22 protein-coding genes are annotated in these 26,427 nt (G+C 70.4%); 9 read left to right on the top strand and 13 right to left on the bottom strand.

The features are described 5' to 3' along the window. Positions 1–12: 12 nt before the first annotated feature. From ABIC51_RS22400 to ABIC51_RS22380, 5 genes are all read right to left on the bottom strand, one after another. The gene (locus ABIC51_RS22400; RefSeq protein ID WP_060072584.1) at positions 13–879 is read right to left on the bottom strand and encodes a CPBP family intramembrane glutamic endopeptidase; all 867 of its coding nucleotides are present in this window, start codon (positions 877–879) and stop codon (positions 13–15) included. A 74-nt stretch (positions 880–953) separates the two neighbouring features. Further along, positions 954–1,610: a VC0807 family protein gene (locus ABIC51_RS22395; RefSeq protein WP_027791830.1), complete on the bottom strand. Its 657-nt coding sequence runs from the start codon at positions 1,608–1,610 to the stop codon at positions 954–956. 151 nt (positions 1,611–1,761) lie between these two features. Further along, positions 1,762–3,699 (bottom strand): sensor histidine kinase, encoded by a 1,938-nt coding sequence (locus ABIC51_RS22390; protein WP_226212346.1) that lies wholly within the window; start codon positions 3,697–3,699, stop codon positions 1,762–1,764. 423 nt (positions 3,700–4,122) lie between these two features. After that, the gene (locus ABIC51_RS22385; protein ID WP_226128447.1) at positions 4,123–5,187 is read right to left on the bottom strand and encodes a 2,3-butanediol dehydrogenase; all 1,065 of its coding nucleotides are present in this window, start codon (positions 5,185–5,187) and stop codon (positions 4,123–4,125) included. Positions 5,188–5,526: 339 nt separating this feature from the next. Then, positions 5,527–6,267 (bottom strand): GNAT family N-acetyltransferase, encoded by a 741-nt coding sequence (locus ABIC51_RS22380; protein WP_226128439.1) that lies wholly within the window; start codon positions 6,265–6,267, stop codon positions 5,527–5,529. A 209-nt stretch (positions 6,268–6,476) separates the two neighbouring features. Between ABIC51_RS22380 and ABIC51_RS22375 the strand changes: the two genes are divergently transcribed. Both ABIC51_RS22375 and ABIC51_RS22370 read left to right on the top strand, forming a co-directional pair. Continuing rightward, positions 6,477–7,688, top strand: a complete 1,212-nt coding sequence (locus tag ABIC51_RS22375; protein WP_226128437.1) for an MFS transporter — start codon at positions 6,477–6,479, stop codon at positions 7,686–7,688. 38 nt (positions 7,689–7,726) lie between these two features. Continuing rightward, positions 7,727–8,206, top strand: a complete 480-nt coding sequence (locus ABIC51_RS22370) for a DUF3331 domain-containing protein (protein ID WP_175861487.1) — start codon at positions 7,727–7,729, stop codon at positions 8,204–8,206. A 24-nt stretch (positions 8,207–8,230) separates the two neighbouring features. On the opposite strand, the gene ABIC51_RS22365 is transcribed toward ABIC51_RS22370, so the two are convergent. Continuing rightward, entirely contained in the window at positions 8,231–9,433 is a 1,203-nt protein-coding gene (locus ABIC51_RS22365; RefSeq protein ID WP_226212347.1) for a GNAT family N-acetyltransferase, read from the bottom strand. Positions 9,434–9,614: 181 nt separating this feature from the next. On the opposite strand from ABIC51_RS22365, the gene pdxR reads away from it, so the two are divergent. The 4 genes from pdxR (at position 9,615) to ABIC51_RS22345 (ending at position 15,244) form a co-directional block, all read left to right on the top strand. Beyond that, positions 9,615–11,087, top strand: a complete 1,473-nt coding sequence (gene pdxR, locus ABIC51_RS22360; RefSeq protein WP_060206707.1) for a MocR-like pyridoxine biosynthesis transcription factor PdxR — start codon at positions 9,615–9,617, stop codon at positions 11,085–11,087. Between the two features lie 408 nt (positions 11,088–11,495). Continuing rightward, positions 11,496–13,082, top strand: a complete 1,587-nt coding sequence (locus ABIC51_RS22355; protein WP_226128433.1) for a trypsin-like peptidase domain-containing protein — start codon at positions 11,496–11,498, stop codon at positions 13,080–13,082. 237 nt (positions 13,083–13,319) lie between these two features. Continuing rightward, positions 13,320–14,531, top strand: coding sequence for an MFS transporter (locus tag ABIC51_RS22350; protein WP_226128431.1), 1,212 nt, complete (start codon positions 13,320–13,322; stop codon positions 14,529–14,531). A gap of 173 nt (positions 14,532–14,704) precedes the next feature. Then, a complete protein-coding gene (locus ABIC51_RS22345; protein ID WP_027791820.1) occupies positions 14,705–15,244 on the top strand; it encodes a DUF4303 domain-containing protein in 540 nt (179 codons plus the stop codon). Between the two features lie 70 nt (positions 15,245–15,314). Here ABIC51_RS22345 and ABIC51_RS22340 read toward each other — a convergent pair whose 3' ends face one another. The 7 genes from ABIC51_RS22340 to cobA all read right to left on the bottom strand — a co-directional run bounded on the left by ABIC51_RS22340 (position 15,315) and on the right by cobA (position 21,355). Then, the gene (locus ABIC51_RS22340) at positions 15,315–16,013 is read right to left on the bottom strand and encodes a fumarylacetoacetate hydrolase family protein (RefSeq protein ID WP_059683801.1); all 699 of its coding nucleotides are present in this window, start codon (positions 16,011–16,013) and stop codon (positions 15,315–15,317) included. A 125-nt stretch (positions 16,014–16,138) separates the two neighbouring features. Then, positions 16,139–17,080 carry a helix-turn-helix transcriptional regulator gene (locus ABIC51_RS22335; RefSeq protein WP_027791818.1) on the bottom strand — a complete coding sequence of 314 codons (942 nt, stop codon included), beginning with the start codon at positions 17,078–17,080 and terminating at the stop codon, positions 16,139–16,141. A 119-nt stretch (positions 17,081–17,199) separates the two neighbouring features. Then, on the bottom strand, positions 17,200–17,979 hold the full coding sequence (locus ABIC51_RS22330) for a YkgJ family cysteine cluster protein (RefSeq protein WP_175897516.1): 780 nt from the start codon (positions 17,977–17,979) through the stop codon (positions 17,200–17,202). Between the two features lie 60 nt (positions 17,980–18,039). After that, positions 18,040–18,639 carry a uracil-DNA glycosylase family protein gene (locus ABIC51_RS22325; RefSeq protein WP_226128429.1) on the bottom strand — a complete coding sequence of 200 codons (600 nt, stop codon included), beginning with the start codon at positions 18,637–18,639 and terminating at the stop codon, positions 18,040–18,042. Between the two features lie 119 nt (positions 18,640–18,758). Then, positions 18,759–19,811: a CmpA/NrtA family ABC transporter substrate-binding protein gene (locus ABIC51_RS22320; RefSeq protein ID WP_226128427.1), complete on the bottom strand. Its 1,053-nt coding sequence runs from the start codon at positions 19,809–19,811 to the stop codon at positions 18,759–18,761. A 5-nt stretch (positions 19,812–19,816) separates the two neighbouring features. Beyond that, a complete protein-coding gene (locus ABIC51_RS22315; protein ID WP_042977474.1) occupies positions 19,817–20,413 on the bottom strand; it encodes an ANTAR domain-containing response regulator in 597 nt (198 codons plus the stop codon). 162 nt (positions 20,414–20,575) lie between these two features. Then, a complete protein-coding gene (gene cobA, locus ABIC51_RS22310; protein WP_226128425.1) occupies positions 20,576–21,355 on the bottom strand; it encodes a uroporphyrinogen-III C-methyltransferase in 780 nt (259 codons plus the stop codon). Between the two features lie 728 nt (positions 21,356–22,083). On the opposite strand from cobA, the gene ABIC51_RS22305 reads away from it, so the two are divergent. Genes ABIC51_RS22305 through nirD form a run of 3 tightly spaced genes read left to right on the top strand, consistent with a single transcriptional unit; the run spans position 22,084 to position 26,414 of the window. Next, positions 22,084–23,409, top strand: a complete 1,326-nt coding sequence (locus ABIC51_RS22305) for an MFS transporter (RefSeq protein WP_027791812.1) — start codon at positions 22,084–22,086, stop codon at positions 23,407–23,409. A 21-nt stretch (positions 23,410–23,430) separates the two neighbouring features. After that, on the top strand, positions 23,431–26,028 hold the full coding sequence (gene nirB / locus ABIC51_RS22300; RefSeq protein ID WP_226128423.1) for a nitrite reductase large subunit NirB: 2,598 nt from the start codon (positions 23,431–23,433) through the stop codon (positions 26,026–26,028). A 38-nt stretch (positions 26,029–26,066) separates the two neighbouring features. Further along, positions 26,067–26,414: a nitrite reductase small subunit NirD gene (gene nirD / locus ABIC51_RS22295; protein ID WP_119338982.1), complete on the top strand. Its 348-nt coding sequence runs from the start codon at positions 26,067–26,069 to the stop codon at positions 26,412–26,414. Positions 26,415–26,427: the final 13 nt, after the last annotated feature.

The following is a 26,427-nucleotide window of genomic DNA, read 5'->3' as shown; positions in this document are numbered from 1 at the left end:
GCCGCGCGGCCGTCAGCGCGCGGCGGCGAGCATCGGGTAGGTGAACAGTCCGAAGTGGACGACGTTGAGCCCCGCATGCGCGAGCGCGGACGCGAGCAGTCCGCCGCGCCGCCATGCGAGGCCGTAGCCGACGCCGGCCACCGTGCCGAGCACGATCCATGACCAGCCGCCGGCCGCGTGCGCGGCGCCGAACAGCACCGCGCCGATCGCCAGCGCGGCCCATGGCCCCCACGCGAACGCACCGAACGCGCGCGTCAGCCCGCCCTGCACGTAGCCGCGGAACAGCGCCTCCTCGGCGAGCGTCACGAGCAGCAGGTTATTGACGAGCCACAGCCAGCCCGACGCCGGCCACTTGGGCGCCCAGCCGACCATGCCGAACGCGAGCGCGCCGGCCAGGCACGCGGCCGCGGTGGCGACGGCCGCCACCGCGCCGGTGCGCAGCGCGCGCGACAGCGGGACGTCGGGGGCGACCCACGGCAGTACCCACACCAGCCACAGGCCGACGAGCGGCTTGTCCAGGTTCAGGTACATCGTGAACGGGACGGCATCCGGCGTGAAGCGCGTCGGGGCGATCACGAGGGGATTGTGGAAGCCGGGAAGTAGGTGCAGGCTGAGCGCGATCGCGAGTGCGGCGAAGACGGCGTGCGCGGCGATGCGCACCGCGCGCGGGCGCCCGGGCATCACGCCCCAGGCGGCCGCGGCCAGCAACGCGAGCGGCGCCAGCGCGAGCGGCGCGAGCTTGCCGAACGCCAGCGCGCACGCATAACCGAGCGCGGCAAGGCCGACGCTCAGCCCGTGCTGCGGGCGATGCCACGCAAACGCGGCGGCCGCGAACAGGGCGAGCCAGATCGTGGCGGATGGAAGGAGCGAGAGGGACATGACAGGAGCGGCATTCGTCGGACGAGACGCCGCGCATCATACAGCAGCCTTCCGGTCATGCCGGCCGGGAGCCGTCAGCGGCCGGCGGTTTCGGTGACGCCGTCGCGGCCCGGGATGTGGACGCTGTTGCGCACGCGCATCCGCCGCCGGTACCAGAACGTCCACGTCAGCAGACAGCCGAACACGGTATAGCCGATGATCGGCGACACGACCAGCACGCGTTCGACCGGCCAGGTCACGACCATCCAGCAGCGCAGCAGCATTTCCAGCGTCATGAACCCGCCCCAGACGAAGGTCATGCGCCGGAGCATCTGCCGCAGCCCCGGCTGCGCGTTCCAGACCGCTTCGAAATGCGCGGCACCGCCATCCATCTCGCGGGCGATGGTGGCGCGCGCGAGATAGAAGATCAGCGGGCGTTCGCGGAACAGCGACAGCAGGAACACGACGCCGATCGTGCCCGACGCGAGCGATTCGCGCATCAGCAGCGTGCGTGCGCTGCCGCCGAACGCCATCCCGATGATCGACAGCGCGATGCCGAGCAGCACGATGGCCGCCACCGCATCGACGCGGCGCGAGCGGATGAATTCGACGATCGACCAGATGACCGGCGGGACCGCCGACGCGTACAGCGCGCCGGTTTCGCCGAAATACGGCTGCGCGGCCCGGTAGGCAACCCAGGGCAGCACCAGGTTGACGAAGAGTTCGAGAATCAGTCCGGCTCGCGGTTTCACGGTGAGCAATTCCACGCAGGTTGGGGCGAACGCGCAATGGGTGTGGTGGCCACCGGTTGCCCCGAAAAGGGTTCGGTCCAGTATATCGAAGAATCGCGCGGGGTTGCGGCACGGCTTCGGCCGCTTTCCGCCGGCCGCGGCGGCACCATCGTCATGGCGCCGCCGCGGCCGGCAGCGTGATCGTGATGGTGGTGCCCTGCAGCACGACGCTGTGCACGTGGATGTGGCCTCCGTGCCGTTCGACGACGGCCTTGACGAATGCCATGCCGAGCCCGACGCCGCTGGTTTCCGGCTGGCCGGCGGTGCGGAAGCGCCGGTAGCGCTCGAACAGCCGCGTCTGGTCCGCGCTGCTGATTCCGCACCCGCTGTCGCGGATCGTGCAGCGCACGGTCTTGCCGTCGGCGCCCGGCTCGACCTTGCATTCGACGCTCGTCAGCGGCGCGCTGTACTTGACGGCGTTGTCCAGCAGGTTGATCAGCGCGCGCGACAGCAGCGCTGGGTCGCCCGGCACGATCGTGTCGTCGCGCCGCGGCACGTCGTCGATCGACATGGATTTCCGGTGCGCGAGCGGCCACACCGCATCGCGTGCCTCGTTCATCAGGTCGGCGAGGTTGACCGGCACGCGTTCGTATTCGCTCGCCTCCGCACGCGACAGCTGCGCGAAACCGTCGGCCATCGCCAGCGTGTGCCGCGCCAGCCTGGCGATTCTCGCGAACTGCTGCTTCATCTGCGCGTCGCCCGCCCGCTGCGCCTGCGTGTCGATCAGGATGATCAGCGACGTCAGCGGGGCGCGCATGTCGTGCGAAAACAGCGTCAGCATGTCGTTGCGCTGGCGCTCGAGCATGTCGCGGCGGACGGTCGCGTTGCGCAACGTTTCCAGCGAGTCGTGGATCCGCGCGATCTCGGGCCCGACGCCGCGCGGCAGCGCGACGTGCGACGTATCGCCTTCGCTGAGCGCGACGATCCGGCGGCCGAGCACATCGAGCGGCTTCGACAGCAGCCGCTGCATGCCGCGCGCGAGCGAGGCCAGGATCGCGATGCACAGCGTCGTGGCGAACGCCGACACCCCGACCCTGATCCGGGCGGCGTTCCGGTCGCCGATCGCGCGATGCCGGGCAAGGTCGATCACGCGGTCGCGCAGCAGCTCGCTCGGCCGGAAATGCGGCACGATCGCGCGGGAAAAATCGGCGGCGTTCATGGCATACGCGCCGTCCCGGCCGCCGGCGACGGTCGCGTCGACGAGCGGCAGGATGTGCGCGTCGAAGGCCGCGTTGAGCTGCGCATATTCGCGTGCGACGTCGGGGTCGTCGAGCTGCGTGCCGATCGCGCCGTCGATCAGCGCGCGCAATTGCTCGATGCGGCCGCGCATCCGCATGATGTCCGCGAGCTGCGCGCGATCGAGCGCCTGCCGCGCGAACATCGGCGCGATCAGCAGCGAACCCGTGCGCCCCGCGTATTCCCGGAGATCGCCGAGGAGCCGCGCGAGCAGGATCGCACCGGACGTGCGCGGATCGCGCATCGCCGTGTCGGTCATCGCGCCGTCGATCAGCAGCGACAGCGTGTCGACGATCCGGAACAGGCGCGCCTGCGCGTGCTGGATATCGTGAACGGTGCGTGACGCGAGCGGCCGCGCGTCGAGCGCATCGACTTCGGCACGCGCATCGGCAAGCGTCATCCGGACGGAGTCGAGTGCATGCAGCAGGTTGCCGCGTTCGCGCTCGTCGAGCACGGCCGCCTGCGCGATGCCGGCGCGAAAACGTTCGAGCGCGTTGTCGGAACGCGCGCGCGCGGCGAGCAGGTTGCGGATCTCGGCGGCGCCGTCGTCCTGCAGGCGCACCAGCAGGTCGTTCGTCGGGCCGCGTTCGGCCGAGATCACGTTGGCGGCGCTCATCGCGCCGCGGACGAATTCGAAGCTCTGCAGGTCGGCGTTTTCCTGCCGGTATTGCCGGAAACTCCCCCAGATGATCGTGCCGCAGAGCAAGGCCAGCAGCGTGGTGACGAGAGCGAAGCCGATATGCGTCTTCTGCAGGATCGTCAGCGATCGAATGTTGTATGCGTGTTCCCGGCTAAACGAGAATGAACGATTCATGACACACCATGTTTGCAAGCTGTCCCGGGTGGGCCCGTATTCTCGGCCTGTCGGCGCCGTGACGCCGTAAGGTTTTGTGGGGGGGGCGGCCGCGATCCCGGCCGGGAGGCCGGATCTCGCGTTGCACAGGATCGCCTTGCATCAGTGCCCTGTCGACATCGGGCGAATCGCGCTTGATCCGGAGAAACCCTGATCGCGCATCGAACCCGTGGCGCGCTACGGCAGATGGTTTGGATTGCGAATATTCTTGATCTGCGCGTCTGTCGTGGGGTGCGGCATCAGGTCCGCTTCGGACGACGGCGGCAAGGAGGGGGCTGGACGGGAATGGAAGGCAGGTGCGCCGCCCGTATACGGGCGACGCTTCAGGGCGATGCTGCAGCAGGCGTGCCGCGGCACGAATCGGTGCCGCGGCCGCGCGAGCGGTCAGGCGATGGCGGGCTGAACGATGATCTTCACGTTACGGTCCTTGTGATTGACCAGTTCCTCGAAGCCGTGCGAGACGATGTCGCCGAGCGCGATGCGCCCGGTGATGAGCGGCTGCACGTCGATGCGGCCGTCCGCGATGAAGCGGATCACGTCCGCGAACTCGCCGTTGTACGCGAGCGAGCCGATCACCTCCTTTTCGGTCGACACGATGTCGAAGAAGTTGAACGATGCCGGCTCCTCGAAGATGCCGACCATCACCGACTTGCCGGCCTTGCGGATCACGTCGATCGCGAGCTTCGCCGTAGCCGTGTGCCCGATGCACTCGAACGACACGTCGGCGCCGTAGCCGTCGGTCAGCGCCTTGACTTCGGCGATCGCGTCGGACGTCTTCGGATCGATGACGACGCTCGCGCCGACCTCAAGCGCCTTCTGCTTGCGCGCGGCCGACATCTCCAGCGCGATCACGCGCCCGGCGCCCGCGGCCTTCGCGCACATGATCGTGCACAGGCCGATCGTGCCCGCGCCGACCACGACGATGGTCTGCCCGACAATGTTGCCGGCCTTCTTGACCGCATGCAGCCCGACCGCGAGCGGCTCGATCAGCGCGCCGGCCTCGGTCGGGAAACCGTCGGGCAGCTTGTACAGCAACTCGGCCGGCACGTTCACGTATTCGGCGAACGCGCCGTTGTTCATCAGCCCGGTGAACGCGAGGTTTTCGCAGATGTTGTACAGCCCGTGCCGGCAATACCAGCAGGTGCCGCAATGCTGGCATGCGTCGGCCGTCACGCGGTCGCCGACCGCGAAGCCGGTCACGCCCGCGCCGAGCTCGGCGATCTCGCCGCTGAACTCGTGGCCGAGGATGCACTGGCCCTTCAGGCCCGTCAGCGGATGCGGCGCGTCGACCGGGATGAAGACGGGGCCGGCGACGTATTCGTGCAGGTCGGAGCCGCAGATCCCGCACCAGTGCACGCGAATCGTGACCCAGCCGGCCGGCGGGCGCGCCGGAACGGGAACCTGTTCGACGCGGATGTCGTGGCGGCCGTGCCAGACGGCGGCCTTCATGCTGGGGGCGGTGGTCGATGCCGGTGTACTCACGTTGCTGTCTCCGTCAGGTTGTCGTCGGGCACGCGGCATGGTTGGCCGGTGTGCCCGTTGCGCGATTGCGCGATCGACCGGTATGCAGGAACGGGGCCAGCTCGAGCGGGTACGCCGGATGGCGATTCAACGGAACGTGCGTGATGCGATGCACCATTCGCTTGTTCCGTTGACAGGAAAAGATTCGGCGGGGGAGACGCGCGAAATTTGCTGCAACTGCTGAACGGCACGCCGGTGAGACGCTGGGACGTTCGTCTCAGTGCAATGAGACGAATCCCGAGACGCGCGGCGCCGTTCGACGCGCGGTCAGGCGACGATTTCGTCGACGGCGACCGGTGCGAGCCGCGTGAATCCGGCGGCGCGGTACAGCGGCAGGCCGGCCTCGGTGGACACGAGCCACACGCGCTGCGCGCCGCGTTGCCGTGCGTGCGCGACGATCGCGGCGAGCGACTGCATCGCGAGCCCCCGGCGGCGGTACGCATCTGCCGTCGCGACGCGGTCGACGACGATGTCGTGCGCCGACGCAAATCCGTAGCGTGCGGTGGCGGCGATCTGCCCGTCCAGGCGATGCGCGAACAGGAACGCGGCCGGATTCGGCTGGAATGGCGGGAACGGGGCGTCCGCATTGAACGCTTCGATGTCGCGCGGCGTGTGGCATCCGAGCGCCTGCGCGAGTGCATCGTCGCCGGACAGCGTGTCGATATCGGCGGCCATGAAATGCTCGTCCGACAACCGGCGTGTCCTGCCTTCCAGTGCGGGCGGCAGCGGCGCGGCGCCGTAGCGCGTGATCCACGCGCCGACGGTGAACGGGCCGTCGCCATACGCGGGCGCGCCCTCGATCACGAAGTGCTCGAAAGGCCGCCCCATGCCGGCGTCGAACCGCACGACCTGGCCGTCCGGGCTGTCGTGCAGCGGCGCATCGCGCCGGTCGCGTGCGGCGCAGTAGCCGGCGACGAAGATGCGCACGGCGGCCTTGCGGCGGGGGAAGGTCGACCAGGCTGCGTCGAGCGGAAGCGGGGCGTCGGGAGCGGGATAGGCGGTCGGCATGTGGGCGCAACGTGGTCGGGGCGAAGCCGACAGCTTAAATCAGGCGGCCGCTCGCCGCCGCGCGGGGCCATTGCCGCGATCGGCGAAACGGATCGTTGCGCGCGATACCCCTTTACTTGAAGTTAACTTCAATTTGTATCATGTGCGCCAGTCCGATCGCGGACGCGTGACGCACCCCGTTGCACGCGGCCGCTCCAACGGAGGTGGAGATGACCGAATCGCCTGTCGCGGCCGATGCCGCGACGCTGCCGTCGCGCAGCTACCGGGCCGCCGTCGCGAACGTCGTGCTGGCGAGCATCGTGTCCGCGCTACACGTCGGCAAGGCGACGATCGCGTTGCCGTCGCTGCAGCACGAGTTCGGCGGCTCGCTCGCTTCGCTGAGCGGGATCATGTCGGTGTTTCCGTTCGTCGGCGTGTTCGGCGGCATCGCGGCCGGCCTGCTGGTACGGCGCTGGGGCGACCGGCGGATGCTGATCGCGGGCCTGGTGATTCTCGGCCTGTCGAGTGTCGCCGGCGCATCGGCCGGCAGTTTCGCGCTGCTGCTCGCCACGCGCTTCGCCGAGGGGCTCGGTTTCGTGATCGTGGTGGTCGCCGCGCCGGCCGTGCTGAATCGCGTGACGCCGCCCGAGCGGCGCAATCTCGCGTTCGGGCTGTGGAGCACGTTCATGCCGGCCGGCATGGCGCTGTCGATGCTGGTCGGGCCGCTGCTCGGCGGCTGGCGCAACGGCTGGCTCGCGGCTTCGGCGCTGACGCTCGCCGCGGCCGTCGCGGTGCCCGTCACGACGTCCGCCGGTGCGCCGGCCCGGCAGGCCGCGGCGCCGCGCATCGGGCCCGCGCTGCGTGACGTGCTCGCGTCGCGGTCGACCACGCTGCTCGCGCTGGGTTTCGCCACCTACAACGTGCAGTTCTTCGCGGCGATGACGTTCCTGCCGGTTTTCCTGATGCAGCGCCTCGGCGTCGCGGTCGGCGCGGCGGGGCTGATCAGCGCGGCGATCGTCGCCGCATGCGTGATCGGCAACCTGACGGCCGGCTGGTTGCTGTCGCGCGGCGCACGGCCGGGAATCGTCATGGCTGCGACGTCGGTCGCGATCGGCGCGGCGGGCGCGGGGCTCTTCAGCGCGGCCACGCCGGCACCGCTCGCGGTCGCGCTGGGTTTCGCATTCTCGGCGATCGCGGGGATGCTGCCGGCGACGATCCTCGCGTGCGCGCCGGGCTCCGCGCCGACGCCGTCGCTGGCGCCGCTGAGCATCGGCTGGGTCGTGCAGGGCAACTATCTCGGACAGGTGATCGGGCCGCTGGCGATCGGCGCGATCGTCGGTGCATTCGGCTGGTCGGGCGGCATCGGACTGATGCTCGCGGCCGCCGTCACCGGCGCGGCGATCGGCCTGTCGCTGCTGCGCGAACCGATGGGCCGGCGCTGAGCGCGGCGCCGTTCAACCTGCACGGAAATCCGTCAAGCATGCTCAACACCATGGAAAGCCTGATTTGCGAAGAAGACGTGCCGTGCGATGCGCCGGCACGGGTCGAACACGATGCGATGCCGCCGCGCGGCGGCGCCGCGCGTCCGCTCGCGACGCTCGGCGGAGCGCCTGCTCCCGAGCATGCCGCTGCGGCCGTCTCGCCGTTGCGCCCGCAACTGTTCGTCACGGTGCTGGAGGCCGGCGACGACGCGCTGCTGGTTCGCTGGGTCGAGAGCGGCCGTTGCCATTACGGCGAACAGCGCTGGCGCTTGCGCGTCGCGTTGCAGCCGGGCCGTTGCGCGATCTCGGGGCAGCCGATCGAGCCCGGCGAGCCGGTGTTCCGGCCGGTGCGGCGGCCCGTGCCGGCCAATGGCGACGAGATGATCCGCCCGGCGTCGGTGCCCGGTGCAACCGGCGCGGCGTGTGGCGTCACGGCGGACGGTGACGACGCATACGTTCCGGCCGACGTTCGCGGCTGAACGCCGGCCGGCCGCGGCATCACGTCATTTCTTCACGTCGTGCCGGTACTGGATGAACCCGGCGTTGTTCGCGAGCTTGTCGTACAGCGCGCGCGCGGTCGTGTTGGTTTCGTGCGTGAGCCAGTACACGCGGCTCGCGCCGGCTTCGCGGGCATGGTCGTACACGGCCTCGATCAGCGCACCGCCTGCGCCTTGCCCGCGTGCGTCGGGCGCGGTGTACAGGTCCTGCAGGTAGCAGTACGGCCCTTCGGTCCAGCACGAGCGGTGGTAGATCGAATGCACGATCCCGATCAGCGCCCCCGATGCGTCGAATGCGCCGAGCACGAACATCGGCTCGGCAGGATCCATCAGGCGGGCCCACGTCGTCGCGAACACCGCGTCGCTCAGCGCGGTGTCGTAAAACTTCTGGTAACCCTGCCACAGCGGGCGCCACGCGGCTTCGTCGGCGGCGACGAGCGGGCGCACCGTGACGCGCGTCGCGTCGTGCGCGCGGCCGGCCGCATCGCGCGCGCTCGCCTGCGCGTGGCGGATCGCGGTGAGCGACTGGCGCTGCTGACCCTGCGCGTCGAAGTTTTCCGGTGCGAGCCACGCGTCGAACGCGGCGCGGACATCCGGCCATTCGCCGTCGATGATCGAGAACCACGCGGTGTCGCGATTGCGGCCGCGGTAGATGATCGCCTGCCGGAACGTGCCTTCGTAGCGGAAGCCGAGCCGTGCGGCGGCCTTGCGCGACGGCACGTTCAGGTCGTCGCATTTCCATTCGTAGCGCCGGTAGCCGAGCGTGTCGAACGCGTACTTCATCAGCAGGAACTGCGCCTCGGTCGAGACGGGCGTGCGCTTGAGCAGCGGCGAGAACGTGACGGAGCCGACCTCGATCACGCCGTTGGCCGGATCGATGCGCATCAGCGCGAGCGTGCCGACCGCGCGGCCCGTGGCACGGTCGATCACCGTGTAGTGCAGCGGATCCGCGCTCGCCTGCGCGCCGCGCGCGTAGTCGCGGTAGCTCGACTCGTCGGTGTACGGGCCGTGTGCGAGATAGGTCCAGTCGCTGCCGTCCGGCGCCTGGGCGTAGGCGGCGTACAGGTCGGCCGCGTGGCGCTCGGCGTCGAGCGGTTCGAGCCGGCAGTAGCGGCCTTCGAGCACGATGCGCTCCGGGCGCGGGCGCGGGGACCAGTCGGGGACGGGGTGGCCGATGGATTGCTGGAAAGCGTTGGTGAGCGTGGACAAGGTCGATCTCGCTTCGGTTGGCGGCCGGCGACATGCCGGCATGCAGACGATCGTAGTCGTGGCGAGGTACCATGAGAAGCGCCAGAGATCGGCAAATTTATGGTGCCACGAGCCGTGCGCCGCTGGCCGTGCGCAACTAGCCGTCCACCACGTTCCGACATTTTCACGCTGCGATGTTCCGATGACGACAATCCTGCCTTCCGGCGACGCGCCGTTGCTGCCGCTCGACGCGCCGCTGGCGCGCACGCCGGGCGCGCCTTCGCTGCAGCGCCAGTTGCTGCGCCGCGTGCGCGACGCGATTCTCGGCGGCGCGATGCCGGCCGGCACGCGGCTGCCCGGCACGCGTGCGCTGGCCGAGATGCTCGGCGTGTCGCGCAATACGACGGCCGCCGTCTACGAGCAGCTCGTCGCCGAAGGCTTCCTGCAGTCCGACCGCCGCGGCACGCGTGTCGTCGGGTTGTCGCGGCCGGCGCCGCCGCGCCGGCGTGCCGCGCCGCCGGCCGTCGCGCAGCGGCTCGGCCGCATTCGCCCGAGCCGCATCGGCACCGGCGAAACGGAGGGTTTCCGGCCGGGCGTGCCCGCGCTGACGCATTTCCCGGTGGACGCGTGGCGCCACGCGATCGACCGAGCGCTGCGCCGCAGCGGCCGCGACCTGCTCGGCTACGGCGATCCGCTCGGCGAGCGCGCGCTGCGCGAATCGATCGCGCGCCACCTGGCCGTGACGCGCGGCGTGCGCTGCGATCCCGAGCAGATCGTGATCACGGAGGGCGCGCAGGGCGCGATCTCGTTGTGTGCGCAGCTGCTGACGAACCCGGGCGATACGGTGTGGGTCGAGGAGCCCGGCTATCGCGGCGCGCGCACCGCGATGCAGGCGGCCGACCTCGACGTCGTGCCGATGCCGGTCGACGCGGAAGGGATGCGCGCCGAAGCGGACGACTGGCGCGAGCGGACGCCGCGCCTCGTCTATACGACGCCGTCGAACCAGTTCCCGACCGGCGCCGTGCTGTCGATCTCGCGCCGGCTCGCGCTGATCGATGCCGCGCGCCGGCATCGCGCGTGGATCATCGAGGACGACTACGACAGCGAATTCCGTCACACCGGCGAGCCGATCGGCGCGATGCACGGGCTCGCGCCCGATTCGCCCGTCGTCTATCTCGGCTCGTTCAGCAAGACGATGTTTCCGGCGCTGCGCATCGGTTTTCTCGTGCTGCCCGACGCGCTGCTGGCCGCGGTGCGGCCGGTGCTGCCGGAGATGCTGCGCGGCGGCACGCGCCACGTGCAGCTCGCGCTGGCGGATTTCATCGAGACGGGCGAGTACGGCCGGCATCTCGGCCGCATGCGCCGGCTGTACCGCGACCGGCGGCGGTTGCTGCTCGCCGCGCTCGACGGCAGCCTGAGCGTGCCGCACCAGATCGAGGGCGGGCCGTGCGGGCTGCATCTCGCGCTGCGGATGCCTGCGCGCTACCGCGATCGCGCGATCGTCGACGCGGCGCGCGCCCACGGCATCGGGCCGTTCCCGCTGTCGGGCTTTTCGATCGATGCGGCATCGGCAGGCAACGGGCTGGTGCTCGGTTTCGGCAATACGTCGGCCGACGCGTTCGAGCCAATGTTGCGGATGCTGTCGGCGATCGCGGAGCGGGTGGGTGGGGCGTGACGTGCGTACGCGTTGCCTGAGCCGGCGGCGCGGCGATCAGGTGAAGGAAGCCGCCAACCTTTGACTCGATACCGCTTCTCGGCGGTCGGTAGCAGCAAGTTCACCGCTGCCAGCGGGCGGTTTTTCGTATATCGACCGCATGCAGCCGCCGGGTTCGGCTCCGCATACCGGCACAAGCCGCCCACCGCCGCACACGACAATCGGACTTGTGCGGATTGACGAATTGCCGACTTTGTTCGAAACGACCGCCATCGCGGCTCCGCACTTGCCGGCCACCCCGGCATACGGGTTTCGATTCGTATGTTCGAACAGGCCGCGTGGACTATAAATGGATGCGTGTACCGGTGCTTGTCAGGCGCCTGCGCGTCTCGCGCATGTCGGCGCCGCGACTCCCGGGGGAGGTGCACCGTGGTTCGCCAGACGCTTGCTCGCGCCGTGCTTCGCACCGCGTTGATCGGGGGCGTGTTTGCCGGCTGTTTGCTGCCTTCGCCGGCCGCCGTTTCCGGAACCCTGTCGCCATCCGCCACGCCACCCGCGACGAAGCAAAGGACGGGTGCGATGCCTTATGCGATGCCGGTCGATTTTCCGGCGATCGTCGACCGCTACGGCCCGGCGGTCGTGACCATCACGACCGCCGCACCCGACCAGCAGGCCGGTGTCCAGTCGTTCACGATCCTCGATCCCGACGATCCGCTCGCCGCATTCTTCCGGCGCGGCGCGCCGCCTCCCGCGCCGGGCCCGCAGACGCCGGCGCCCGACACGGCGCCGCGTGCGGTATCGGGCACCGGCTCGGGTTTCATCGTCAGCGCCGACGGCCTGATCCTCACCTCCGCGCACGTGGTCGACGATGCGACCGACGTGACCGTGCGGCTCACGGACCGCCGCGAATTCAAGGCGACCGTGCTGGCCGTCGATCCGCAAAGCGACGTCGCCGTGCTGCGCGTTACCGCGACGAAACTGCCGTTCGTGCGCATCGGCGATTCGGCGAAGGTACGCGCGGGCGAACCGGTGATGACGATCGGCGCGCCGGACGGATCGGGCAACACGGTCACGGCCGGCATCGTCAGCGCGACGTCGCACCGGCTGCCGGACGGCAGCGCGTTTCCGTTCTTCGAAACCGACATTGCCCCGAACCCCGACAACTCGGGCGGCCCCGTATTCAATCGCGCGGGCGACGTGATCGGCATCGCGGTGCAGGTGTATACGGGCACCGACCGCTACGCGAGCATGACGTTCGCGATTCCGATCGCGTTTGCCGCAAAGGTGCGTGCACAACTGCAGAAGCAGATGCAGGCGCAGGCGCAGCAGTCCCAGGAGCCGGGCGAGCCGTCGTCCGGCAACGCGCTTGGCGTCGACGTGCAGGATGTCGGCATCGGGCTGGCCGCCGCGTTCGGGCTGCCGCGTCCGGCGGGCGCGCTCGTCAACGGCGTGGCGCCCGGCTCGCCGGCCGCCGCGGCCGGCGTGAGGCCCGGCGACGTGATCGTGAAGCTGGGCGACAAGACGATCGGCCGTTCGGCCGAGCTGAACGACCTGGCCGCCGCGCTGCCGCCCGGCCAGAAGACGCCGCTGCGCGTGATCCGCAATCGTGCGCCGGTGAGGCTGACGATCACGGGCGCCGACGAGGCCGCCGGCAACGCGGGCACGACCGTCGGCATGGCCGCGCCGAAGGCGGCCGCACGACCGGGGCCGGGGGCGGGAGCGAGTGCGGGCGCGGGCGCGGGCGACGGCGGCGACCGCCTCGGGCTGACGATGCACGCGCTGAGCGACGACGAGCGCCGCTCGACCGGGCTCGCGGTCGGGATGATGGTGGACGCGGTGCACGGCCCGGCGGCGAACGCGGGCATCCGGCCGGGCGACGTCGTGCTGGAGCTCAACGATACGCTGCTCGAGACGCCGGACGACGTGCAGTCGCTCGAAGCGAATGGCGGCAGCGTGATCGCGGTGCTGATCCAGCGCAACAACGCGCGGAAGTTCGTGTCGGTGCGTGCGCGCTAGGGCGTTGACGCGGTCGGTATCGTCCGCCTACCATCGTCCGGTATCGTCCGACATCGCACCAAGCCAGCCAGGCAACCAGGAGCCATCCGGCATGAAAGCAGCAACCTTCATCGTAGTCGTACACAGGCGCAGGGTCCGGTAGCGGCACCGCGCCGGCATCCCTGCGCCCCCGACTCGTTCGGGGGCTTTTTTTTGCATTGCGCACGGCCGTGCGGCACGTGCGCGGAGGACATCCGCTTGCAACCGAACCTGCCGATCGCTTCCGAACGGGCGTCGCCGAGGCACGCGACGCTGATCCTGCTGTGCGCGTGCTCGGTGCTGCCGCTGAGCCTGTTCCTGCCGTCGCTGCCGGCAATCGCACGCGACCTGCGCGCCGACTATGCGCTCGTCGCGCTTTCACTCGGCGGCTACGCGGCGGTGGCCGCGTCGCTGGAGTTCGTAATGGGGCCGCTGTCGGACCGGTTCGGGCGGCGGCCGGTCGTGCTGGCGAGCGTCGGCATCTTCGCGCTCGGCTCGCTCGGCTGTGCGATGGCGACCGATATCCGGGTGTTTCTGGCATGCCGGCTGATGCAGGCGGCGATCACGTCGGTCTATCCGGTGTCGATGGCGACGATCCGGGATACCGGCGGCGGTGCGCGCGCGGCGAGCCGGATCGGCTATGCGGCGATGGCGGCCGCGTTCGCGCCGATGCTCGGTCCGACGCTCGGCGGCGCGCTCGACCAGACGGCGGGGTGGCGCGCGAGCTTCTGGCTGCTCGGCGCGGCGGGCGTCGCGCTGTTCGTCTGGTGCGGGTTCGATTTCGTCGAAACCCATGCGAACCGTTCGTCGAGCCTCGGGCAGCAGCTTCGCGCGTATCCGGCGCTGCTGCGCGCGCGCCGTTTCTGGGCCTACGCGCTGTGCATGGCGTTTTCGACCGGCTCGTTCTACGCGTTCCTGGCCGGCGCGCCGCTGGCCGCGCAAACGGTGTTCGGCATCGCGCCCGCGGAGATCGGCTTCTACATGGGGACCATCACGGCCGGCTTCGTGTGCGGCAGCTTCCTGGCCGCGCGTTACGCGCGCCGCTTCGCGCTGGCCACGACGATCCTGTGCGGGCGGATCGTTGCTTGCGCGGGACCGTTGATCGGCCTCGCGTCGATGTTCGGCGGCGCGACCCATGCGATCGCGTGGGTCGGGCCGTGCGTGCTGGTCGGCATCGGCAACGGGCTGACGAATCCCGGTGCCCATGCCGGCGCGGTGTCGGTGCGTCCGGCGCTGGCCGGGAGCGCGTCGGGGCTGGCCGGTGCGATGACGATCGCCGGCGGCGCCGCGCTTTCGTCGCTGACGGGGGCGGTACTGACGCCCGGCAACGCGGGTTATGCGCCGCTGGCGATGATGCTGCTGTCGGCCGCGATCGCGCTGGCGGCGGCCGTCTGCGTGCGGGTGTTCGACGCGCGGGACGCCGGGCGGTGAACGCGAGTACGCGGTATCGCCGCGCCGAGTCGGGCACCGGTGCGGGCATGGATGCGGGCACCGCTACCGTGCCGCGGGCGATTGGCGGACAATCGATCGAATATCGGGAGACGACGAACCCGCCGCGCGCCGAGCATGCTCCGGCGCGCGAAGGGCGGTTGGACGAGGGAGCGATGAGCGACTTTTCTGATTTCCAGCGAGACATTGCCGACGCCGCGAGAGCGACATTCAGGGCGCTGCGGGCGCTGCACCCGGACGAGCATTTCTACGCGTTCGCGCTGTACACCGACAGCGGCGCGATGACGGTGGTGCCGGCAGCCAATTCGGTCGAGGGGCTGCGCCGGATCCGCGAGCAGCAGGCCGTCGCGGACGACGACCCGTGGTATGCGTGGGGCTTTTCGGAATGGGCATATGCGGCGGCGGAAGCGTCGCCGTTCAATGCGATCTGCGGCAAGCTCGCCGATGACGTGCTGAGCCCGCAGTTTGTCCGGTCGAGATTCCCGGAATTTTCGCGGCAACTGCACGCCGACATGATCGGTGCGCTGCGCCTGCTCGACCGCGAGGGCCTGTTCGGCACCGGCGACGAACGGGCGGCGATCACGCTGTTCGTGTCGATCAGCGACGACGACGCGGCCGAAGCGCTGGAAAACGAATCGGCGAAAGCGCTGAATCCGCCGGCCGTCGCCGACGCATTCCTGCGCCGCTACGACTGACCGAAATCGGGATATCGCACGGCGGCCCCGCGCGGGCGGCCGCCGTGCTTGCTGCGTCACGGCTTATGGCTTACGGCTTCGCGCCCACGACGAACTCGAACGTCGCGACGCCGTCGACGCCGCCCGTCACGCGGTCGCCCGGTTGCAGCGCGCCGACGCCGGCCGGCGTGCCCGTGAAGATCAAATCGCCGGCCTTCAATTCGACCGAGCGCGACACGTACGCGATGACATCGGGCACGGCCCAGATCATGTCGGCCAGGTCGCCTTGCTGGCGCGTGTCGCCGTTGACCGCGAGCCAGATGCGGCCCTTGGCCGGATGACCGGTGGCCGACGCCGCCCGCAGCGCGGTCACGGGGCCCGACGCGTCGAAGCCTTTCGCCCAGTCCCACGGACGGCTCAGTTTTTTCGCTTCGGCCTGCAGGTCGCGGCGCGTGAGGTCGACGCCGACGCCGTAGCCCCATACGTGCGACAGCGCGTCGGCCGGGTCGATCGACCGCCCGTCCTTGCCGATCGCGACGACCAGCTCGATTTCGTGATGGAGGTCGTTCGTCAGCGGCGGATAGGGGACGGTGCCGCTGGCCGGGACGATCGCGTCGGCAGGCTTCGTGAAGAAGAACGGCGGTTCGCGGTCGGGATCGGCGCCCATTTCGCGCGCGTGGTCGGCGTAGTTGCGGCCGACGCAGAAGACGCGGCGCACCGGAAAGCGCGCGGACGACTGGTCGACTTCGACGGAAGGACGCTCGGCAGCGTCGATGACATAGGCGGACATCGGATGGCCTCGTTCGGTGGGAAGACGGATGCCGCGCCCGTGCGGCGCACGGGCCGGCATGCGTGCAACGATACCCGACGCCCGTGCGGCCGGATGCGACGCAACTGCGTTTTACCGGGACAAAACTACGCGTCGGGCGCTGCCGGCGTGTCGTCGCCGTCCGGCAGCGCGGCGTTCGCGTCGCGGTACGCCTTCGGCGACACGCCGACCCGCGCGCGGAAGCGCCGCGCGAAATACCCTTCGTCGCGGAAGCCGACCGAGCGGGCGATGTCCGCGATGCGCCGGCTCGTGTGGGCCAGCAGCGACTGCGCGAGCGCGATCCGGCGCTCCGTCACGAGATCGGTGAAGGTGCTGCCGGTTTCCTTGCGAACCAGGTGCGCGAGGTAGTTGGGCGACAGGAACGCCGCCTCGGCGGTCGCGGCGAGCGTCAGGTCCTCGCGGGTGAGGTTGGCGCGGACGTGCCGCAGCACGCGCGCGAGCGCATCGCGCCGGCCGGCGCGCTGGGCGCCGCGCTGCGCGAGCTTGTCGAGCGCGCCCGCGTACTGCGTGCAGACGAGCCCGATCAGCTGCAGCAGGTAGCCGCGCAGCAACGTGGTCGAGCCGAATGTGCGCACGCGATCGGTGTCGAGCATGCACAGCGCGAGGCGGCGCGCTTCGTCGTAGGTGTCGCCGGTCAGGATGAAGTCGAGGTGTTCCTGGAAGCGGAACGGCGTCAGCTCGGGAAAGCGGTGGGCGGGCACGTCCTCCAGGTCGAGCGGGTCGACGTCGAGATCGGCGCGCAGGAACGCCTGGCTGAAGTTGATCACGATGAAGTGCGCGCCTTCCGGATGCGGAATCAGGTGCTCGCGGTGCGGCAGCACGAACGCGAGCGCGCCGCGCGGAAACGGCCGCGTGACGCCGCCGATCCGCTGCTCGGTGTCGCCGCCGAGATTGAACTGGATCTGGAAATACGCGTGCCGGTGCGGCTCGGTGATCGCCTGGCGCGACGCCTGGTCGCGGATGTAGAAGTCGAGCCGGTCGCTGCGTTCGGGCATCCCGTACAGGCGCGGCGGGGCGGTGGAGGGCATGAAGGATTCTGCTGGTCGTGACGCGGTTGAGCCGCGATGGTACAGCGAACCGGGCGCGACGGCGATCCGTGCCACCTTGCGGCCTGGCCCGGAACCGCTCGCGGCGTGCCGCGCGGCGGTCATTCGTCCGGGTGGAAGCCGAGGTAGCGGGCGTGCGGGCTGTCGCCGCCGGCGCGCCGGCTTGCCCCGCCGACCGATGCGAGCGCGTCCACCGTCGTCGCGCGGTTCGAGATCAGCGTCCACGCGATGGTGTCGTCGGCGCCGGCCGGTGCGGACGCGCGCAGATCCGTCAGCGCGGCAAGCAGCGTGGCGGCCGGCGGCGCGTGGATCGCGAACCCTTCGTTGGCCACGGCCGCCGTCTCGATCCCCAGCCTCTCGCACAACCGTGCCCGCAGCGGCGTTTCGGCTTCGCTCGCCGCGCGCGAGCGCGCGATGTTCTCGTGGGTGGCCGCGTCGACGATCGTGCCGCCGCGGACGAACGGCGTTTGCTGCCACGCGTCGGGCGAGCATTGCTTGCCGGCCGGTGCCAGCGGCACGAACGGATTCACTTCGGCCGGGTAGATCCGGCACACGAGCGGTCGCTCGTCGTAGATCGCGCACCGCAGGTCGTCGCGCAGGTTCGGGCACGGCCCCGCGTGGGACGCCGTGAGCATGACCGTCACGCGGACGGGCAGCGAGCCGCTGAGCGCGGCGGTCGAGCGTGCGCGTTTGTACGCGGCGAACGCGTTGTCGGGCTCGGGCTCGACGAGCCATGGCATCGCGTCGCACAGCAGCTCCACGTGGCCGCCGCGTTGCAGCCACGCGGTGGCCTCGTCGATCGTCAGCGGAATGCGCAGGTCGCGGCAGCATCCGCCGCAGCCGTTGCAGGCAAAGTCGAGGTCGGTAGGGGTGTCGTTCATGCTTGATTCGATACGGATGACGGGGTGTCGCGAAGCGGCGCGACACGGCGGTGATTTCGTTTACCGGGCGACCAGCGGCGCGACCCGGCGCCGCAGCTCGGGCACGACGTCGGCGTCGAACCAGGGGTGGTGCTTGAACCACGCCTGGTTGCGCGGCGACGGATGCGGCAGCGGCAGCACGTGGGGGCCATAGTCGCGCCACGCGTGTACGGTGTCCGTCAGCGTGGCCTTGCGCGCGTCGCGCAGGAAATGCCGCTGCGCATACTGGCCGATCAGCAGCGTGAGCCGGATCGACGGCAACCCGGCGAGCAGCCGGTCGATCCACAGCGGCGCGCATTCGGGGCGCGGCGGGTTGTCGCCGCTCGTGCCGCGGCCCGGGTAGCAGAAGCCCATCGGCACGATCGCGAAGCGGGTTTCGTCGTAGAACGTGTCGGCGTCGACGTCGAGCCAGCCGCGCAGCCGCTTGCCGCTCGCATCGTCCCACGGGATGCCGCTCGCATGGACGCGTGCGCCCGGCGCCTGCCCGACGATCAGGACGCGCGCGTCGCGATGGGCACGCACGACCGGGCGCGGGCCGAGCGGCAGGTCGGCTTCGCAGGCACGGCACGCGCGGATTTCAGTGAGCAGCACGTCGAGCGGCGCGCGCGTGGGTTTTGGCATCGAATCGGATCGGGGACGGAGGGGTCGTGCGGCGCCCCGGGGGCGCGTGCCGGGCGCCGACAGGCGGCCCGGGCAGGCGTGGCGCGGGAGCGCGCGGCGCCTGCATCACGCGGCGCGCCTCACGCCCGCGACGGGCCCGGTGCGCCGCTTTCGGCGACGGCAGCATCATACAACGCGGTTTGCGCGATCGCGCGGGCGATCGCCGCGTCGTCGTGCGAACCGTCGAGCATGCCCCAGCGCCGGTATTGGGACAGGAACCACTCGCCTTCGCGCGGATCGGGGCGGTTCACGGCGCCGCCGTCGTGAAAGCGGATCGGCAGCGGCGGCACGGCGAACGGCCCCGATCCGTAGTCGCCGAGCAGGCGCGGCGCGATCAGCCGGGCCGGCACGCCGAGCGCGTCGGGCGACGCGAGCCAGCCGGCCGCCTCGCGACGGTGCGTGGCGCTGTCGAGCCACGCGCAGGCATCGACGAGCGTGCGGATCAGCGCGCGCGCGGTGGCCGGATACAGCGCGACGAAATCGCGCCGGGCCGCGAGCACCTTCTCCGGATGATCGGGCCAGATCTCGCTCGTGACGGCGACGGTCCGCCCCGCGTCGCAGGCCTCGGCCACGGCATGCCACGGTTCGCCCGCGCAGAAGCCGTCGAGTTCGCCGCCGGCGAGCGCGGCCACCATCTCGGGCGGCGGGATCACGACGCTGCGCACGTCGCGCAGCGGATCGACACCGTGCGACGCGAGCCAGTGGTTCAGCCACATCGCGTGCGTGCCGGTCGGGAACGTCTGCGCGAGGAGCGGCTTGCGGCCGAGCGTCGCGAACGCGTCGCGCACGCTGCCGCTGGCGCGGTACGCGTCGGCGAGGCCGCGCGACAACGAGATCGCCTGGCCGTTGCGGTTCAGCACCATCAGCGCGGCCATGTCGGTCTGCGGGCCGCCGATCCCGAGCTGCAGCCCGCAGACCAGCCCGTACAACGCATGCGCGGCGTCGAGCTCGCCGCTCAGCAGCTTGTCGCGGACGGCGGCCCACGACGGCTGGCGGCTGAGTTCGAGCGTGAGGCCGTGCCGCGCACCGAGGTTCAGGTGCTGTGCGACGATCAGCGGGGCCGCGTCGCTCAGCGCGACGAACCCGAGGCGAAGATGCGCGCGTTCCGGCGCGACGGGAGAGGTGGTGTCCATGGCGCTCATGACTGGGGTGATGCGTCGAGCAACTGCCGCGCGACGTCGACGATGCGCAGGCCCTGATCCATCGCGCGCTTGCGCAGCGCCGCATACGCGTCGTGTTCGGACAGCCTGCGCTGGTCCATCAGCATCCGCTTCGCGCGGTCGATCAGCTTGCGTTCGGCGAGTTCGCGCTCGACATCGGCGAGCCGGCGGCGCAGCGCATCGTCGTGCGAGAAGCGCGCGAGCGCGACTTCGAGAATCGGTGCAAGGCGTTCGGCCGACAGCCCTTCGACGAGATACGCGCTGACGCCCGCGCCGACCGCCGCGCGGATCAGCGACTGGTTGGCGTCGTGGCTGAACATCAGCACGGGGCGCGGCGCGGTCGCATGCATGACCGCGAGCTGCTCGAGCGTGTCGCGCGACGGCGAATCGGTATCGATGATCACGACGTCGGGATGCTGCTCCTCGACGGCGGCCGGCAGGCGCGCGGGCGTCGCGACGTCGTTCAGCATGTCGTAGCCGAGCTGCGCGAGCGCGTCGCCGAGCTCGCCGATCGGCTTGTCGGTATCGGTGACGAGCAGCACGCGCAGGCGGGGGGAGGAAGCGGGCGCACTCATGATGCGAACGGCGGCGTCGAAATCGTGGCGCGATGCGCGGATCGGAGGCGGCCCCGCGCGCACGTCGTGCCGGTGCCGCGCGCGGCGACCCGGCAGCCAGTGCGAACGGCGCCGCTGTTTTCATGACAGGTGGGCGGCCGGTGCCGCGTGGTGTCGCGCATGCTACGCGGCCCGGGAGAAGGCCGTGTCGATCGCGGCCCCGGCTGTGCCCGCGTCCGGCACCTCCGCCCCGGCCGTTTCGCCGATCGCGCCGCCGACGAGGATCACGGCCGGACTGCCGAGCCGTGCTGCGTCGATGCCGTGCGCGAGATCGCCGAGCGTGCCGGTCCAGCGGCGTTCGTCGGGCGTGCCGGCCCATTGCACGGCCGCGGCCGGCGTCGATGCCGGCAGCACGGCGAGCAGGCCGGCGGCGATGCTGTCGACGCGGCTCATGCCCATGTAGATCGCGAGCGTGGTGCCGGTCGCGGCGAGACGCGCCCAGTCGGGTTCGCCGTGGTCCTGGCGATGGGCGGTGACGAACGTGACGCCGTGGCAATGCGCGCGGTGCGTGAGCGAGATGCCGAGGCTCGCGGCGGCGGCGAACCCCGACGAGATGCCGTTGACGATCTCGACCGGAATCGCGGCGGCGCGCAGCGTCGCGAGTTCTTCGCCGGCGCGCCCGAACAGCAGCACCTCGCCGCCTTTCACGCGCACCACGTGCGCGCCGCGCAGCGCGTAACGGCGCATCAGCTTCTCGATGAATGCCTGCGGCGTGGGGCGGCAACCGCCGCGCTTGCCGACACGGATGACGCGCGCCTGCGGCGCGAGTTCGACGATGCCGGGCGCGACGAGATCGTCGAGCAGCAGCACGTCGGCAGCGGCCAGCGCTTTCACGGCCTTGAGCGTGAGGAGATCGGGATCGCCGGGGCCGGCGCCCAGCAGGGTGACTTTGCCTGTCGTCATGTCGTGTTCCAGTGCCGCCTGCATGCGGCGGCCGATAGCGCGTTGTTGCGCGGCGGCGGCGGGCGGTCGACGTATCGGCATCCGGCCGTGCCGCGCACGGGGGGACGCCGTTGTCCTGGGCGGCCCGCCTGCACGACGGGCCCGGTTTTGAGGGGACTGCCCACCGGCGCCGTTGCCGGTGTCATGCAGCGGGTTCAGCAATATCCGGGCCAACCGGCATCGCCCGTCGCGCCCGCGCGGCGGGAACGGCGCGCACCGCGCCGCGCGATGGCCACGTGCGGGCGAAATGCGGGCCGAGTATGGGCCGAATACGGGCCAATTGCGGGCCAAGTACGGCCCCCGTGCCTGCCTGAGGCCGCCGCGCGCCGGCACCCGCAATGCCGCATCGGCGTGCATCGTGCCCCGCCCGTGCGCACCGCGATGTCGCACGGCGACAGTGCTGCATCGCACCACATCTGTGCCTCGCTGCATCACCACGCATCGTGTGCCGGCTGTCGCCGCGCGCCGCACGACGCCGGACGAGCCTTGCGCGGCGGGGCTGCGGGCCCGATTCGCGGCGACATGGCATGGCGTTTGCGTAAGCCGGTTCGGGCGAATCAATGGCGATTCGTCCGGCAGTACCGATTACAGACGCGCCCGGCAACGGGCTTCATGGGCAACGGCGTCCTACGCATCGGGTCTCGACGAGACCGGGTGCGCAGGACGCCGTTTTTCGTTTGGCGGATGACATGACCGACAAAGCTACCCGTATCGATCTCTTCAGCCTCCGCACCGCGCCGATGCGCGCGTTCCACCTGACGTGGATGGCGTTTTTCGTGTGCTTCTTCGCGTGGTTCGCGTGCGCGCCGCTGATGCCGCTGATCGCACGCGAATTCCACCTGAGCGCGGCGCAGGTCGCCAACATCAACATCGCGGCCGTGGCCGCGACGATCGCCGTGCGGCTGCTGGTCGGCCCGCTGTGCGACCGCTTCGGCCCGCGCCGCGTGTACGTGGGCCTGCTGCTGCTCGGCGCGATCCCCGTGTTCGCGGTGTCGTTCACGCACGACTACCTGTCGTTCCTGATCTGCCGGCTCGGCATCGGCGCGATCGGCGCGGGCTTCGTGATCACGCAGTACCACACGTCGGTGATGTTCGCGCCGAACGTCGTCGGCACCGCGAACGCGACGACGGCCGGCTGGGGCAATGCCGGCGCGGGCGCGACGCAGGCGCTGATGCCGCTGCTCGTCGCCGCCGGCCTGATGCTCGGCTTCGGCGAGGATTCGTCGTGGCGTATCGCGCTGGTCGTGCCGGGCGTCGCGATGCTCGCGATGGCCTGGGCGTACTGGCGCTTCACGCAGGATTGCCCGCAAGGCGACTTCGTCGCGCTGCGCAAGGAAGGCGTGACGGTCGACAGCGGCAAGAAGGGCGGCTGGGCGAGCTTCTTCGCGGCCTGCGGCAACTATCGCGTGTGGATGCTGTTCATCACGTACGGCGCGTGCTTCGGCGTCGAGGTGTTCATCCACAACATCGCCGCGCTGTACTACGTCGATCACTTCAGCCTGTCGCTGAAGGACGCCGGCTTCGCGGTCGGCATGTTCGGGCTGCTCGCCCTGTTTGCCCGTGCGCTCGGCGGCTGGCTGTCCGACAAGGTCGCCGCGCGCCGCAGCCTCGACGTGCGCGCGATGCTGCTGTGCGCGCTGATCGTCGGCGAAGGGCTCGGGCTGATCTGGTTCTCGCATGCGCAAAGCGTCGGCATCGCACTCGTCGCGATGCTCGCGTTCGGCCTCTTCACGCACATGGCGTGCGGCGCGACCTACGCGCTGGTGCCCTTCATCGACCGCAAGGCACTCGGCGGCGTCGCGGGGATCGTCGGCGCGGGCGGCAACGTCGGCGCGGTCGCCGCGAGCTTCCTGCTCAAAGGCGTCGGCGACGTGCAGCACACGCTCGGCCTGCTCGGCCTTGCCGTCACCGCGACCGCGCTGTGCGCGATGGCCGTGCGCTTCAGCGAAGAACACAAGGCGCGCGAAGCCGAGCTGCGCGACCGCGCGCTGGCTGCCGGCAGCGTCGCGAACTGATCGACCGAGGGAAACGTCATCATGAAACTCATCGTCATCGGCCACGGCATGGTCGGCCACAAGCTGCTCGAGTGCGTCGCGGCGGAAGCGGGCGCGTCGGCGGCGCTGCAGGTCACCGTGCTCGGCGAGGAGCCGCGCCCGGCCTACGACCGCGTGCACCTGTCCGAATTCTTCGCGGGCAAGTCGGCGGACGACCTGTCGCTCGTCGAACCCGGCTTCTTCGAGCGTCATCCGCAGTTCGACCTGCGCCTGAACGCGCGCGTCGCGTCGATCGACCGCGCCGCGCATACGGTCACGCTCGCGTCCGGGGAAACGCTCGCGTACGACAAGCTGGTGCTGGCGACGGGTTCGCGCCCGTTCGTGCCGCCGATGCCGGGGCACGATCGCGCGGGCTGCTTCGTGTACCGGACGATCGAGGATCTCGAGGCGATGCAGGCGTGCGGCACGCACGCGAAGCGCGGCGTCGTGATCGGCGGCGGGCTGCTCGGCCTCGAATGCGCGAAGGCGCTGCGCGACATGGGGCTCGACACGCACGTCGTCGAATTCGCGCCGCGGCTGATGGCCGTGCAGGTCGACGACGGCGGCGGCCGGATGCTGCGCGCGAAGATCGAGGCGCTCGGCGTGACCGTGCATACGGGCAAGAACACGCTCGAGATCGTCGACGGCGAAGAGGGCACGCACCGGATGGCGTTCGCCGACGGCTCCCATCTCGATGCCGACATGATCGTGTTTTCGGCCGGCATTCGCGCACGCGACGAGCTGGCGCGTGCGTGCGGCCTGGAAATCGGCCCGCGCGGCGGCGTCGCGATCGATGACGCGTGCCGCACGAGCGACGCCGACATCTACGCGATCGGCGAATGCGCGGCCTGGAACGGCATGGTGTACGGCCTCGTCGCCCCCGGCTACGACATGGCGCGCGTGGTGGCGAAGCAGCTGGGCGGCGATGCGGACGGCGAGGCCGGGGCTACGTTCGCGGGCGCCGACATGAGCACGAAGCTGAAGCTGATGGGCGTCGACGTCGCGAGCATCGGCGATGCGCACGGCACGACGGCCGGCAGCCGCACCTACCAGTACGCGGACGAGCGCCGCCAGGTCTACAAGAAGCTCGTCGTGTCCGACTGCGGCAAGTTCCTGCACGGCGCGGTGATGGTCGGCGACGCGGCCGAATACGGCACGCTGCTGCAGATGATGCTCAACCGCATCGAGCTGCCCGAGTCGCCGGAATTCCTGATCCTGCCGTCGTCGGACGGCGTCGCGAAGCCGGCGCTCGGCGTCGACGCGCTGCCTGACGGCGCACAGATCTGCTCGTGCAACAACGTGTCGAAGTCGCAGATCTGCACGGCGGTCGCCGACGGCGCGACGAGCCTCGGCGCGCTGAAGTCGTGCACGGGCGCCGGCACGTCGTGCGGCGGCTGCGTGCCGCTCGTCACGCAGATCATGAAGGCCGAGATGAAGAAGCAGGGCCTCGCGGTCAACAACCATATCTGCGAGCACTTCTCGTATTCGCGCCAGGAGCTGTTCCACCTGATCCGCGTCGAGCGCATCACGACCTTCGACGCGCTGCTCGCGAAGCACGGCCATGGCCTCGGCTGCGACGTGTGCAAGCCGGCGGTGGCGGGCATCCTCGCGTCGTGCTTCAACGAATTCGTGCTGAAGAAGGAACACGCGGGGCTGCAGGATTCGAACGACTACTACCTCGCGAACATCCAGCGCGACGGCACGTATTCGGTCGTGCCGCGCATGCCGGGCGGCGAGGTCACGCCGGAAGGGCTGATCGCGGTCGGCCAGGTCGCGAAGAAGTACGGGCTCTACACGAAGATCACCGGCGGCCAGCGCGTCGACCTGTTCGGTGCGCGCGTCGAGCAGCTGCCGTCGATCTGGGAGGAACTGATCGCGGCCGGTTTCGAATCGGGCCACGCATACGGCAAGGCGCTGCGCACCGTGAAGTCGTGTGTCGGCTCGACGTGGTGCCGTTACGGCGTCGACGATTCGGTCGGCCTCGCGATCGACCTCGAGAATCGCTACAAGGGGCTGCGCGCGCCGCACAAGATCAAGTTCGGCGTGTCCGGCTGCACGCGCGAGTGCGCGGAAGCGCAGGGCAAGGACGTCGGCATCATCGCGACCGAGAAGGGCTGGAACCTGTATGTATGCGGCAACGGCGGGATGAAGCCGCGCCACGCGGAACTGCTCGCGTCCGACCTCGACCGCGCGACGCTGGTCCGCTACATCGACCGGTTGCTGATGTTCTACGTGCGCACGGCCGACCGGCTGCAGCGCACGAGCGTATGGCGCGACAACCTCGAAGGCGGCCTCGACTACCTGATCGACGTCGTCGTGCACGACCGGCTCGGGATCGGCGCCGAACTCGAAGCCGACATGCAGCACGTGGTCGACACCTACGAGTGCGAGTGGAAGCGGGCCGTCACCGATCCCGACACGCGCAGGCGCTTCCGTCACTTCGTGAACAGCGATGCGCCGGACACGACCATCGAATTCGTCGAGACGCGCGGCCAGATCCGGCCCGCGACGCCCGGCGAACGGGCGGGCGGCAAGCCCGTTTCGATTCCCGTCGTCGCCGAAGGCATGACGCAGGCCGCAACCGAACCCGCCACCGTTTGACCCCGACCGACACCCGTGTCTTTTCCAAGGAGCCCATCATGAACGATCGTCTGCCGCCGTCCTGGACCCGCGTGTGCCCGCTCGACGACATCGTGCCGAACACCGGCGTGTGCGCGCTCGTCAACGGCGAGCAGGTCGCGGTCTTTCACGTCGCGCATGCCGAGGAAGGCGGCGTGTTCGCGATCGGCAACGTCGATCCCGTGTCGCAGGCGGCCGTGATGTCGCGCGGGCTGATCGGCAGCCTCGGCGAGCGCATCGTCGTCGCGTCGCCGCTGTACAAGCAGCATTTCGACCTGCGCACCGGCGAATGCCTGGAGGCACCCGAGCAGTCGGTGAGCACGTATCCGTCGCGGGTCGAGGACGGCTTCGTGTGGATCGCGGCCTGACCGCCCCGGAGCG

The sequence above is a fragment of the Burkholderia sp. 572 genome (assembly GCF_040545135.1).
Lineage (GTDB): Bacteria > Pseudomonadota > Gammaproteobacteria > Burkholderiales > Burkholderiaceae > Burkholderia > Burkholderia cepacia.
Note: the sequence above shows the minus strand (reverse complement) of the source record. Positions and strands in the feature narration are given on the sequence as shown.

Coding starts and splice junctions, on each gene's coding strand:
- ABIC51_RS22400 (WP_060072584.1), bottom strand. CDS start 879: ATGTCCCTCTCGCTCCTTCCATCCGCCACGATCTGGCTCGCCCTGTTC.
- ABIC51_RS22390 (WP_226212346.1), bottom strand. CDS start 3,699: ATGAATCGTTCATTCTCGTTTAGCCGGGAACACGCATACAACATTCGA.
- ABIC51_RS22385 (WP_226128447.1), bottom strand. CDS start 5,187: ATGAAGGCCGCCGTCTGGCACGGCCGCCACGACATCCGCGTCGAACAG.
- ABIC51_RS22380 (WP_226128439.1), bottom strand. CDS start 6,267: ATGCCGACCGCCTATCCCGCTCCCGACGCCCCGCTTCCGCTCGACGCA.
- ABIC51_RS22375 (WP_226128437.1), top strand. CDS start 6,477: ATGACCGAATCGCCTGTCGCGGCCGATGCCGCGACGCTGCCGTCGCGC.
- ABIC51_RS22370 (WP_175861487.1), top strand. CDS start 7,727: ATGCTCAACACCATGGAAAGCCTGATTTGCGAAGAAGACGTGCCGTGC.
- pdxR (WP_060206707.1), top strand. CDS start 9,615: ATGACGACAATCCTGCCTTCCGGCGACGCGCCGTTGCTGCCGCTCGAC.
- ABIC51_RS22345 (WP_027791820.1), top strand. CDS start 14,705: ATGAGCGACTTTTCTGATTTCCAGCGAGACATTGCCGACGCCGCGAGA.
- ABIC51_RS22340 (WP_059683801.1), bottom strand. CDS start 16,013: ATGTCCGCCTATGTCATCGACGCTGCCGAGCGTCCTTCCGTCGAAGTC.
- ABIC51_RS22335 (WP_027791818.1), bottom strand. CDS start 17,080: ATGCCCTCCACCGCCCCGCCGCGCCTGTACGGGATGCCCGAACGCAGC.
- ABIC51_RS22330 (WP_175897516.1), bottom strand. CDS start 17,979: ATGAACGACACCCCTACCGACCTCGACTTTGCCTGCAACGGCTGCGGC.
- ABIC51_RS22325 (WP_226128429.1), bottom strand. CDS start 18,639: ATGCCAAAACCCACGCGCGCGCCGCTCGACGTGCTGCTCACTGAAATC.
- ABIC51_RS22320 (WP_226128427.1), bottom strand. CDS start 19,811: ATGGACACCACCTCTCCCGTCGCGCCGGAACGCGCGCATCTTCGCCTC.
- ABIC51_RS22315 (WP_042977474.1), bottom strand. CDS start 20,413: ATGAGTGCGCCCGCTTCCTCCCCCCGCCTGCGCGTGCTGCTCGTCACC.
- cobA (WP_226128425.1), bottom strand. CDS start 21,355: ATGACGACAGGCAAAGTCACCCTGCTGGGCGCCGGCCCCGGCGATCCC.
- ABIC51_RS22305 (WP_027791812.1), top strand. CDS start 22,084: ATGACCGACAAAGCTACCCGTATCGATCTCTTCAGCCTCCGCACCGCG.
- nirB (WP_226128423.1), top strand. CDS start 23,431: ATGAAACTCATCGTCATCGGCCACGGCATGGTCGGCCACAAGCTGCTC.
- nirD (WP_119338982.1), top strand. CDS start 26,067: ATGAACGATCGTCTGCCGCCGTCCTGGACCCGCGTGTGCCCGCTCGAC.